Here is a 13,455-nt window from a genome sequence, read left to right as displayed (position 1 = left end):
CTGATGCTGACCGCAGGCCATAGCGCGCGTCTAAAGCGGCAGGCGCGCGTCTTGGGCGGCGGGCGCGCGGCTCTGACAGCAGGCGTGTGGCTCGGGCGGCAGGCGGCTAGCCGGGGTTTGGTTCGACTTTAGAGACCCCGCCCACGATGAGGCCGGTACTCGTAGCGATCTCCGATTTCGGACCGGGAGCGCCGTTGATGTCTTGTGGCAGCCAGTTGTTCCCAGCGCGACCGCAGCTGACGTGATGGCCACGGTCTCCTCGTCCGCGTCCGGCGACAGCCTCCGGTCCGAGCCGGTCGCGGTCGTCGGGATGGCCTGCCGACTGCCCGGCGCGTCCGGTCAGGCCGCGTTCTGGCGCCTGTTGAGCGAGGGGCGCAGCGCCGTGCGCGCCGCACCGCCCGAACACCGCCGAGCCGACTCCGGCCTCCGGGGACCCGGCGGTTTCCTGGACCGGATCGACGAGTTCGACGCGGCGTTCTTCGGCATCAGTCCCCGCGAGGCCGTCGCCATGGACCCCCAGCAGCGGCTGCTCCTCGAACTGAGCTGGGAAGCCCTGGAGGACGCGGGTATCCGCCCGCCCACCTTGGCGCAGAGCCGTACCGGCGTCTTCGTCGGCGCCCTCTGGGACGACTACACCCACGTCCTGAACCGCACCACCGAGGTCGCCGTCACCCGCCACACCATGACCGGCGTGCACCGCAGCATTCTGGCCAACCGCATCTCGTACACGTACCACCTGGCCGGGCCGAGCCTGACCGTCGACACCGCGCAGTCCTCCTCGCTCGTCGCCGTGCACCTGGCCTGCGAGAGCATCAGGAACGGCGAGAGCGACACCGCGTTCGCGGGTGGCGTCAACCTCATCTGCTCGCCGCGCGGCACCGAACTGGCCGAGGCCCGTTTCGGCGGGCTCTCGGCCACCGGCCGCTGCCACACCTTCGACGCCCGCGCCGACGGTTTCGTGCGCGGCGAGGGCGGCGGGCTCGTGGTGCTCAAGCCGCTCGCCGCGGCGCGGCGCGACGGCGACACCGTGTACTGCGTCATCAAGGGCAGCGCCGTCAACAGCGACGGCGCGACCGACGGCCTCACCCTGCCCAGCGGACCGGCGCAACAGGACGTGGTGCGCCAGGCCTGCCGCCGGGCCCGCGTCACGCCGGACCAGATCCAGTACGTCGAACTGCACGGCACCGGCACCCCGGTGGGCGACCCGATCGAGGCCGCCGCGCTCGGCGCCGCGCTCGGACGGCACGAGGCGCGCACCGCCCCGCTGGCCGTCGGCTCCGCCAAGACGAACGTCGGCCACCTCGAAGCCGCCGCCGGCATCGTCGGACTGCTCAAGACGGCCCTGAGCATCCACCACCGGCGGCTCGCGCCGAGCCTGAACTTCACCTCTCCCCACCCGGCCATCCCGATGGCCGACCTCGGCCTGACCGTCCAGCGGCGCGCCGACGACTGGCCGCGCCCCGAACAGCCCCTGATCGCCGGGGTGTCATCGTTCGGCATGGGCGGCACCAACAGCCACCTCGTCCTGGCCGCGCCACCCGCGCCACCCGCCCCGCCCGAGCCCCCCGCGACCGCCGCGACACCCCAGGAACCCGCCCCCCGTCGCACCACCGCCACACCCCCCACGCCTTGGCCGATCGGCGCCCACAGCACCCCTGCACTGCGCGCCCAGGCCGGACGGCTGCACGCACACCTGACCGACGGCCCCGCCCCCGACGCCGCCCGGGTCGGCCACGCCCTCGCCACCACCCGCGCGCCCCTCCTCCACCGAGCCGTCCTGCTCGGCGACGACCCCGCCGAACTGCTCGACTCCCTGGCCGCGCTGGCCGAGGGGACGGAGACCTCCTCCGTGGTGCGGGGCGAGGCGGACGGCGACGGCAAACTGGCCTTCCTGTTCAGCGGTCAGGGAGCCCAAAGGCTGGGAATGGGGCGTGAGTTGTACGCCGGGTTTCCCGTCTTCGCGGAGGCTCTCGACGAGGCGTTCGCGGCGCTTGACGCGCATCTCGACCGCCCGCTGCGCCAGATCGTCTTTGGCGATGGCGATGGCGATGGCGATGGCGATGGCGGCGACGGCGACGGCGACGGTAGCGGGGAGGGCGGCGGTGGTGCCGAGTGCCGGGCGCTCCTCGACCGGACCGCCTACACCCAGCCCGCGCTCTTCGCGATCGAGACGAGCCTGTACCGACTGGCGGCCTCCTTCGGGCTGCGGCCGGACTACGTCCTCGGCCACTCGGTCGGCGAGATCACCGCCGCGCACGTGGCCGGTGTCCTCTCGCTGCCGGACGCGAGCGCGCTGGTAGCGGCGCGCGGGCGGCTCATGCAGGCGGTGCGGGCGCCCGGCGCTATGGCGGCGTGGCAGGCGAGCGCGGACGAGGCCGCCGAGCTGCTCGCCGGACACGAGGAGCACGTCACCGTCGCCGCCGTCAACGGCCCCGACTCCGTGGTGATCTCCGGCGATCGCGACACCGTCGAAGCGCTGACGGCAACCTGGCAGGGGCGCGGCCGCAAGGCGCACCGCCTGAAGGTCAGCCACGCTTTCCACTCGCCGCACATGGACTCCGTACTCGACGAACTGCGCGCCGTCGCGGCCGGGCTGACCTTCCGTACGCCGACCGTTCCCGTCGTCTCCAACGTCACCGGCGAGCCCCTGAGCGGCGCGGAGCACGCCGACCCCGAGTACTGGGCACGGCACGCGCGCCAACCCGTCCGGTTCCTGTCCGGCGTACGGGGGCTGTGCGAGCGCGGCGTGACCACCTTCGTCGAACTCGGCCCGGACGCACCGCTGTCCGCGATGGCCCGCGCGTGCTTCCCCGCCACCGGAGGCCCGGGGCGTCCGCGCCCGGCGGCGGTGGCCGCGTGTCGTCGTGGGCGCGGCGAGGCGGGCACGTTCATGTCGGCTCTGGCGCAGGCGTATGTGCGCGGTGCCGAGGTCGACTTCAGCTCCGTGTACGGGACGGTCGGTGGCGGGGCCGGTGCCACCGGTCGCATGAGCCTGCCCACCTACGCCTTCCAGCGCGAGCGCCACTGGCCCGGTGCCCTTCCGGCGTGGGTGGATCCCGTAGCGGACGAGAGGCACGCGGAGTCCGTCGCGGACCAGAACCAGAACCAGAACCAGAACCAGAACCAGAACCAGAACCAGAACCAGGGTGAGGCCGAGGGGCACGCCGAGCCTGCGGCAGCCGGGGAGCGCGGGCTCGGACCCGCGCGGACCGAGCTCGCCGGGCGGCTTGCCGCACTCTCGGCCGCCGATCAGGAGCGCACCCTCCTCGGCCTGGTGGTCAAGCACGTGGCCGTGGTGCTGGGCACCGACTCCCGCGCGGTCGAAACCGCTCGTACGTTCAAGAAGCTGGGCTTCGACTCGATGGCAGCGGCCGAGTTGAGTGAGCGGCTGGGCGCGGCGACCGGCCTGCCCCTGCCCGCCACGCTCACCTTCGACCACCCGACCCCTCTGGCCGTAGCCACCCACCTCCGGGCCCAACTCGTGCGAGTGGACGCCGCATTGGGCGCAACGGCAACCCCCGCCGGCGTGGCCGACGACCCGATCGCCATCGTGGCCATGAGCTGCCGCTACCCGGGCGGCGCGGCCTCGCCGGAAGACCTGTGGCGGCTGGTCGCCGAGGGCGCCGACGCGATCGGCGAGTTCCCCACCGACCGCGGCTGGGATCTGGACCGCCTGTTCCACCCCGACGCCACCCGGTCGGGCACCAGCAGCACGCGACAGGGCGGCTTCCTGTACGACGCCGCCGACTTCGACGCCGAGTTCTTCGACATCAGCCCCCGCGAGGCGCTGGCGGTCGACCCGCAGCAGCGCCTGCTCCTCGAATGCGCCTGGGAGGCCTTCGAACGGGCGGGCCTGGACCCGCGCGCCCTCAAGGGCAGCCCCACCGGAGTCTTCGTCGGCATGACGGGCCAGGACTACGGCCCCCGGCTCCACGAGCCGTCCCGGTCCACCGACGGCTATCTGCTGACCGGCAGCACCCCCAGCGTCGCCTCGGGCCGCCTCGCGTTCAGTTTCGGCCTCGAAGGGCCCGCCCTGACCGTGGACACCGCCTGCTCATCGTCCCTGGTCGCGCTCCACCTGGCGGCCCAGGCGCTGCGGCGCGGCGAGTGCGGCCTGGCCCTCGCCGGAGGCGCCACCGTCCTTGCCACGCCCGGCATGTTCACCGAGTTCTCGCGCCAGCGGGGGCTCGCCCCGGACGGCCGCTGCAAGCCCTTCGCCGAGGGCGCCGACGGCACGGGATGGGCCGAGGGCGTGGGCCTGGTCCTCCTCGAACGCCTCTCCGAGGCGCGGCGCAAGGGACACGAGGTCCTCGCGGTGATCCGGGGCTCCGCGGTCAACCAGGACGGCGCGAGCAACGGCCTGACCGCCCCCAACGGTCCCTCGCAGCAGCGTGTCATCCGCACCGCGCTCGCGGACGCCCGGCTCACGGCCGACGAGGTCGACGCGGTGGAGGCGCACGGCACGGGCACCACGTTGGGCGACCCGATCGAGGCGCAGGCGCTCCTTGCCACGTACGGCCAAGGCCGTTCCGACGAGCGGCCGTTGTGGCTCGGCTCGGTGAAGTCGAACATCGGTCACACGCAGGCCGCCGCCGGTGTGGCGGGCGTCATCAAGATGGTGATGGCGCTGCGCCACGAGCGGCTGCCCGCCACGCTGCACGTCGACGAACCGAGCGGGCACGTGGACTGGTCGACGGGCGCGGTCCGGCTGCTCACCGAGCCGGTGGCCTGGCCCCGCGCCGAACGCCCGCGCCGCGCCGCCGTGTCCTCCTTCGGCATCTCCGGCACGAACGCGCACCTCGTCCTCGAGGAGGCGGATGCGCAGGAGGGCGAGGGGATCAGGGCCGGGCGGGAGCCTCGGGGCGAGTCCGGCTGGTCGGTGAAGCGTGGTGTGCTCCCGTGGGTGGTCTCCGGGCGCAACGGGGCCGCACTGCGTGAACAAGCGGCGCGGTTGGGCGAGTTCGTGGTCCGCGACCCGGCCGCGACGGCGACGGACGTGGCCCGGGCTCTGGTCACCACCCGGTCGGTGTTCGAGCACCGGGCTGTGGTCGTGGGCGGGGACAGGGCCGCGCTGACGGCCGGTCTTGGTGCGCTGGCGGCAGGTGAGGCCTCGGCGGGGGTGGTGTCCGGGGTCGCGGGTGATGTGGGTCCGGGGCCGGTGTTGGTGTTTCCTGGGCAGGGGTCGCAGTGGGTGGGGATGGGCGCCCAACTCCTCGACGAGTCACCGGTGTTCGCGTCCCGCATCACGGAGTGCGGGCAGGCCCTGGCGGCGTACGTGGACTGGTCCTTGAGCGACGTGTTGCGCGGGGACGGGAGCGAGCTGTCGCGGGTCGACGTCGTGCAGCCGGTGCTGTGGGCCGTCATGGTCTCGCTCGCCGCCGTATGGGCCGACAGCGGCGTCACCCCCGCCGCGGTCGTCGGTCACTCCCAGGGGGAGATCGCGGCAGCCGTCGTCGCCGGGGCGCTCACCCTGGAGGACGGTGCCAAGATCGTGGCGCTGCGCAGCCAGGCGCTGCGGCGGCTCTCGGGCGGCGGCGCCATGGCCTCCCTCGGGGTGGGCCGGGAGCAGGCCGCCGAACTGGTGGCGAGCCACCCCGGCGTGGGCATCGCCGCCGTCAACGGGCCCTCCTCCACCGTCATTTCGGGCCCACCGGGCCAGGTGGCCTCGGTGGTCGCCGATGCCGAGGCACGCGAGCTGCGGGGCCGCGTCATCGACGTGGACTACGCCTCGCACAGCCCGCAGGTCGACGCCATCACGGAAGAACTGACGCGCGTTCTCGCGGGCATCCGTCCCGTCGCCGCCTCCGTGGCGTTCTACTCGGCCGTGACCGGGACCCGCGCCGACCCCACCACCCTCGACACCGCGTACTGGGTCACCAACCTGCGGCAGCCGGTACGGTTCGCCGACGCCGTCGGCGCGCTCCTCGCCGACGGGCACCGGGTCTTCATCGAGGCCAGCAGCCATCCGGTCCTCACCCTGGGGCTCCAGGAGACCTTCGAAGAGGCCGGGGTCGCCGCTGTCACCGTCCCGACGCTGCGGCGCGAGGACGGCGGCCTGTCGTGCCTGGCCCGGTCGCTGGCGCAGGCCTTCTGTGCCGGGTGCGAGGTCGGGTGGGAGAGCTGGTTCCCGCCCGCCGACCCGGCCGCCCCGGACTCCTTGGAGCTGCCCACGTACGCCTTCCAGCGGCGCCGCTACTGGCTGGACGCCCCCGCGGGCACCCAGGACGCGGCAGGCCTGGGCCTGGCCCCCGCCGGGCACCCGCTCCTCGGTGCGGCCACCGAACTCGCCGACGGCGACGTACGCCTGCTCACCGGCCGCATCAGCCGCCACAGTCACCCCTGGCTCGCCCAGCACACCCTTTTCGGCACGGCTGTCGTCCCCGCAGCCGTCCTCGCGGAATGGGCACTGCGCGCCGCCGACGAAGCCGGGTGCGCGGGCGTCGACGACCTCACGCTGCAGGCTCCGCTGACGTTGCCCGACACGGCGGGCGTGCAGGTGCAGCTCGTCGTGGGGTCGGTGGACGCGGAGGACGGGTGTCGCGCGTTCCACGTCTACGCCCGGCCCGAGGACGAGGGCGGCCCCGACGGCAGCGGTGCGCCCTGGACCTGTCACGCCGAAGGCCGGTTGCGCACGGCGGCCTCCCCGGCGCCCGTCCCGGTGGCCCCGGGCGACGCGGCGTGGCCGCCGGCCGGCGCCGAGACCGTGGAACCCAGCGGTCTTTACGAGCGGGCTGCCGAGTCCGGCGTCGGCTACGGGCCCGCCTTCACCGGGCTGCGCGCCCTGTGGCGGCGGGGTGCGGAGTTGTTCGCCGAGGTGACGCTGCCTCAAGAGGCGCTGGATCCGGGCGGGTTCGGCATCCACCCGGCTCTCCTCGACGCCGCGCTGCACCCCGCCGTCCTCGGTGAGCTGCCCGCCGAGGGCGACCACGTGTGGCTGCCCTTCGCCCTGAGTGGGGTGTCCCTCTGGGCCACGGGAGCCACGTCCGTACGCGTCCGGCTCACCCCGCTCGACGCCGATGGGGCCGGATCGGCATCACGGACGGGACGGTCCTGGCGGGTCCGGGTGAGTGATCCGACCGGGGCCGATGTGCTGACCTGCGAGGGCCTGGTGCTCATGGCGGCGGGCTCGCGGGAGCTGCGGGCCGCGGGCCGACGGACCTCCGAGCTGTACGAGGTGCAGTGGATACCGGTACCCGGGCCCGACGGCGTGGAGGCGGTCGACCGCTCGGAGTGGGTCTTCCTGGGGGAGCGCGCGGCCCCCGGCGCGAGCGAGCGGAAGTACCTGGATACGGACTCTCTGGGCGAGGCCCTGGACACCGGGGCGCCTGTCCCGCCGGTGGTCGTACTGTCCCTCGCCACGAGCACCGTTCCCGCGGACATCCCGATTGCCGCCGCGGACGAAGATGAGGCGGCCCTCGGCCTGGCGGCGGTGCGGCGGGCCACGGACCTCGTCGAGCGCTGGCTCGCCGACCGCCGTCTCGCCGACACACGTCTGGTGCTGATCACACGCGAGGCGGTCGCCACGGGTGACGGGCACCGTGCCGCTCCCGCGTCCGCCGCCGTACGAGGTGTGATCCGCGCCGCGCAGACTAGGCACCCCGGCCGCTTCCTCCTCGCCGACACAGACATCGCTCCCCACGACGCACATACCGACGCGGACCTGGGGAACGCCGTGGCGACGGCACTCGCCCACGACGAGCCCGAAATCGCCCTCCGCGCGGGACGGGTACTGGTACCGCGACTCGCGGCGGTCCCGGACGACACCACATCCGCCGACACCGTTACCGCCATGGCCACCGCCGAGGGTGACGAGCGCGCGCTCGACCCCGGCGGCACCGTACTGCTCGCCGGTACGGCCGTCTCACTGGTCACCGACCTCGCCGAACACCTCGTACACACCGGCCAGTGCGAGCGGCTGCTGCTGGTGGCCGATGGCGCCGAACTGCACACGTGTGTCGAGGAGTTGCGTGCCAAGGGTGCCACCGTCGACGTGGTCGCCGCACACCCGTCGGACCCGGTCGCCGCGCTCGCCGATGCCGTCGCCGCCATCGACGCGGAGCACCCGTTGACGGGAGTCGTCCACGTCACCGCCGCCTCGGACGTTGCCGCCTCCGCCGAGGCGTGGGCGGAGAGCGCGGGCGTCACCGCGGCCCTGCACGCAGCGACCGCCCAGCACTCCCCGGCGCTCTTCGCCGTCGTCTCCCCGGTGGGCGCGGACCTGGGCATCACACGGTCGGTGGCTGCTTCCGGCGCGGACGCCTTCCGTGAGGCGCTCGCCCTGAGACGGCACACCGCGACCACGACGGGCCTGGCCCTGACCTACGGACCGCCCGCCGCGACGCGGCCCGGCATCAAGGGCACGGCACCGGGAGAGCTGCCCGCCCTGCTCGACGCCGCCCGCCGGGACGACATGTGCCGACGAGGCCGCCACGACGGGCGCCCCCTCGTCGGAATCCGGCTAGCCCTCCGCGGCCTGGCCGCCGACGACGCCTCCACTCTGCCCGCACCGCTGCGCGCCCTGTCCGCCGCACAGGCCCCGGCCCGCCGGACCGCCGCCGACCGCAAGCCCCCCACGGACTGGTCAGCCCGCCTGGCAGGTCTCTCCACCGCCGAACAACTCCGGTTGCTCGTCGACGCCGTACGGGGCCACGCCGCCGCGGTCCTCGGCCGGACCGACCCCGAGGCCCTGCGCGGCGACGCCACCTTCAAACAACTGGGCCTGGATTCGCTGACCGCGGTCGAACTGCGCAACCGGCTCGTGGAGGACACGGGACTGCGCCTGCCCGCCGCCCTCGTCTTCCGCCACCCGACCCCGGCGGCCATCGCCGGACACCTGCGCGAGCGGCTGACCGCCCGAGCCGGGACGCCGACGGCCGGGCCCGCCGCCCAGGTGCTTGCCGGGCCCGCCGACGCCGGGACCGTGCTGAGTGACCTGACTCGCGTGGAGAACTCCCTGACAATGCTCGCCGCCGAGCTGTCCCACGGGGAATCGGGCGAGATCACGACCCGGCTGGAGTCGCTCCTCGCCCGCTGGAAGACCACGAACGCCATCACCAAAGCCACCGTGAACGGCGCCGCGGGCGAGGACGACGACAATGCCGCCGACCGGCTCAAGGTGGCGTCCGCCGACCAGATCTTCGACTTCATCGACAACGAGCTGGGTGTCGGGCCCGACACCTCGCGCGCGACCCCCACTCCGAAGGCCGGGTGACCCCACATGGCGAGTGAAGAGCAACTGGTCGAATATCTGCGCAGGGTGACCACCGAGCTCCACGACACGCGCCGACGCCTCGCGCAGGAGGAGGACCGCAGGCAGGAGCCGGTGGCCGTCGTCGGCATGGCCTGCCGGTTCCCCGGCGGCGTGGCCTCTCCGGAGGACCTCTGGGACCTGGTGGCCGCGGGCAAGGACGCCATCGAGGACTTCCCCACCGACCGGGGCTGGGACCTGGAGTCCCTGTACCACCCGGACCCGGCCACCTACGGCACCAGCTACGTGCGCCACGGCGGATTCGTGGACGACGCGGGCTCCTTCGACGCCGACTTCTTCGGCATCAGCCCGCGCGAGGCCCTGGCGATGGACCCGCAGCAGCGGTTGATGCTGGAGACGTCCTGGGAGCTCTTCGAGCGTTCCGGTATCGATCCCGTCTCCCTCAAGGGCAGCCGCACCGGCGTCTACGCCGGAGTGTCCAGCGAGGACTACATGTCCCAACTCCCGCGTATACCAGAGGGGTTCGAGGGCCACGCCACGACCGGCAGCCTGACCAGTGTCATCTCGGGGCGAGTGGCCTACACCTACGGCCTGGAAGGCCCCGCCGTCACCGTCGACACGGCCTGCTCCGCCTCTCTCGTCGCGATCCACCTGGCAAGCCAGGCCCTGCGCCAGCGCGAGTGCGACCTGGCCCTCGCGGGCGGTGTGCTGGTGCTGTCGAGCCCGCTGATGTTCACCGAATTCTGCCGCCAGCGCGGCCTGGCACCCGACGGCCGCTGCAAGCCGTTCGCCGCCGCGGCCGACGGCACCGGGTTCTCCGAGGGCATCGGCCTGATCCTCCTGGAGCGCCTCTCCGACGCCCGCCGCAACGGCCACCACGTCCTGGCCGTCATCCGCGGTTCGGCCGTGAACCAGGACGGCGCGAGCAACGGCCTGACCGCCCCCAACGACGCCGCGCAGGAACAGGTGATCCGCGCCGCCCTCGACAACGCCCGGCTCACCCCCGCCGAGGTGGACGCCGTCGAGGCGCACGGCACCGGCACCAAGTTGGGCGACCCCATCGAGGCCGGTGCCCTGCTCGCCACCTACGGCCGCCACCGCGACCGGCCCCTCCTGCTCGGCTCCCTCAAGTCCAACATCGGCCACACCCACGCCACCGCCGGGGTCGCCGGCGTCATCAAGACCGTCATGGCCATCCGCAACGGCCTGGTGCCCGCCACGCTCCACGTCGAGGAACTGAGCCCGCACGTGGACTGGGACGCGGGAGCGGTCGAGGTCGTCACCGAACCCACCGAGTGGCCCGACACCGGCCGCCCGAGGAGGGCCGGGGTGTCCGCGTTCGGCATCTCGGGCACGAACGCACACCTGATCCTTGAGCAGTCAGCCGAGGACGCGACAGTGGAAGTCGAGCGGCCCGCCCCTGAGCACGTCTCGGGCTCGGTCGTGCCATGGGTGCTCTCCGGGCGGACCGAGGAGACGTTGAGCGAACAGGCCCGTCGCTTGGGCGAGTTCGTCGCGGGCGATACGGAGGCGCTGCCGACCGAGGTGGGGTGGTCGCTGGCCACGACGCGGTCGGTGTTCGAGCACCGGGCGGTGGTCGTGGGCCGGGACAGGGAGGCGCTGACGGCTGGCCTCGGCGCGTTGGCCGCGGGTCAGGCGGCACAGTTGCAGGGTGTGGTGTCCGGGGTGGCGGATGATGTGGGTCCGGGGCCGGTGTTGGTGTTTCCGGGGCAGGGCTCGCAGTGGGTGGGGATGGGGGCTCAGCTCCTGGATGAGTCGCCGGTGTTCGCTGATCGGATCGCGGAGTGTGAGCAGGCGCTGTCGGCGTATGTGGACTGGTCGCTGAGGGATGTGTTGCGCGGGGATGGCAGTGAGCTGTCCCGGGTGGAGGTCGTGCAGCCGGTGCTGTGGGCCGTGATGGTCTCCCTGGCTGCGGTGTGGGCGGATTACGGGATGAGGCCCGCTGCTGTGGTGGGGCACTCGCAGGGGGAGATGGCTGCCGCGTGTGTGGCGGGTGCTTTGTCGCTGGAGGATGCGGCGCGGATTGTGGCCGTACGCAGTGAGGCCCTCCGCCAGCTTCAGGGGCACGGTGACATGGCGTCGCTGCTGGCGAGCCGACTCGGCGAGGCGGCACCCGGTGCCGCTGAACTGGCCTCCTCAATAGGCGAGTTGGGCGCTACCGTGACCATGGCGACTGCCGACGTCAGCGACGTGGAGTCGGTCGCCGAGCTGATCGGATCGGTGGACCCGGCGCACCCGCTGACCGGCGTGATCCACGCCGCCGGCGTCCTGGACGACGCCATCGTCACCGCGCAGACCCCCGAGAGCCTCGCCCGGGTATGGGCCGCGAAGGCGACCGCGGCACGGCTGCTGCACGAGGCGACCCGCGAGACGCCCCTCGGTCTGTTCGTGGTCTTCTCCTCGGCGGCCGCCTCCCTCGGCAGCCCCGGCCAGGCCAACTACGCGGCCGCGAACGCCTACTGCGACGCCCTCGTGCAACACCGCCGCGCCCAGGGGCTCGCGGGACTCTCGATCGCCTGGGGCCTGTGGCAGGCGACCAGCGGCATGACCGGGCAGCTGAGCCGGACGGACCTGGCCCGCATGAAGCGCACGGGATTCGCCGCCCTCTCCGACGAAGGCGGCCTCGCGCTGCTCGACGCGGCCCGCGCCCATGACCGCGCGTACGTGGTCGCGGCCGACCTCGACCCGCACGCCGTGACGGACGGCCTGTCCCCGCTCCTGCGCACGCTCATCGCCTCCGGGCCGCGGCGGCGCGTGGCCTCCGAAGGCCTCGCCGACGGCGCCCTCGCGAGCCGTCTGGCAGGCCTCGACGAGGAGGGCCGCCTGCAGCTCCTCACCGACGTCGTACGCGAGTACGTCGCGGCCGTCCTCGGCCACGGCTCGGCGGCCCGGGTGAAGGTCGACATCGCCTTCAAGGACCTGGGCTTCGACTCGCTGACCGCGGTGGAACTGCGCAACCGCCTCTCGGCAGCCTGCGGCGAACGGCTGCCCGCCACGCTCGTCTTCGACCACCCCACACCCCAGGCGCTCGCCACCCACCTGGCACACCGCCTGGCGGGCGCGCCGGCCCCCGCGCCCGCGACCGCACCCGTCGCACCGCGTTCGAGTCAGGCGGCGTCCGACACCGACGACCCGGTCGCGATCGTCGCCATGACCTGCCGGTTCCCGGGCGGCGTCGCCTCCCCCGAGGACCTGTGGCGCCTGCTCGACGCCCGTACGGACGCGATGGGCGCCTTCCCGACCGACCGCGGCTGGGACCTGGAACGCCTCTTCCACCCCGACCCCGAACACACCGGCACCAGTTACACGGACCAGGGCGGCTTCCTGCCGGATGCGGGTGATTTCGACGCGGCGTTCTTCGGGATCAATCCGCGTGAGGCGTTGGCGATGGATCCGCAGCAGCGGTTGCTGTTGGAGGCGTCGTGGGAGGTGTTCGAGCGGGCGGGTATCGATCCGACGACACTCAAGGGCAGCCTGACCGGCACCTACGTCGGCCTGATGAACCACGACTACGCCAAGTCGTTCCCCGAGGCCGACGCCCAGCTGGAGGGGTACGCCTACCTGGCGAGCACCGGCAGCATGGTGTCCGGCCGCGTCGCCTACACCTTCGGCCTCGAAGGCCCGGCGGTGACGGTGGACACGGCGTGTTCCTCGTCGTTGGTCTCCATCCACCTGGCGGCACAGGCACTGCGCCAGGGCGAATGCGATCTGGCCCTGGCGGGCGGCGTCTCCGTCGTGGCCGACCCCGACATGTTCGCGGGCTTCTCGCGTCAGCGCGGCCTGTCCCCGGACGGCCGCTGCAAGCCGTACGCGGCCGCGGCCGACGGGGTCGGATTCTCCGAGGGCGTGGGCGTCCTCCTGCTGGAACGCCTCTCGGACGCCCGCCGCAACGGACATCACGTACTCGCCGTCGTACGGGGTTCAGCGGTGAATCAGGACGGTGCGAGCAATGGTCTGACGGCTCCGAGTGGTCCGTCGCAGGAGCGGGTGATTCGGCAGGCGTTGGCGAGTGGGTGTTTGTCGGCTGGTGATGTGGATGTGGTGGAGGGGCACGGTACGGGGACGACGTTGGGTGATCCGATCGAGGCGCAGGCGTTGTTGGCGACGTATGGGCGGGGTCGGTCGGGGGGTCGGCCGTTGTGGCTGGGTTCGGTGAAGTCGAACATTGGTCATACGCAGGCTGCTGCGGGTGTGGCGGGTGTCATCAAGATGGTGATGGCGATGCG

The 13,455-nt window shown here is 73.2% G+C and carries 2 protein-coding genes; both read left to right on the top strand.

All coding sequences use genetic code 11. The features are described from left to right. Positions 1-244 precede the first annotated feature (244 nt). The gene (locus ACZ69I_RS19520; protein WP_470833835.1) at positions 245-9,211 is read left to right on the top strand and encodes a type I polyketide synthase; all 8,967 of its coding nucleotides are present in this window, start codon (positions 245-247) and stop codon (positions 9,209-9,211) included. Positions 9,212-9,217: 6 nt separating this feature from the next. Beyond that, positions 9,218-13,455 (top strand): type I polyketide synthase (locus tag ACZ69I_RS19515; protein ID WP_470833504.1); only part of this gene is annotated, 4,238 nt, incomplete at its 3' end.

The organism is Streptomyces sp. NPDC036815 (genome assembly GCF_055609205.1).
This window is presented reverse-complemented; position numbering and strand designations above follow the sequence as displayed.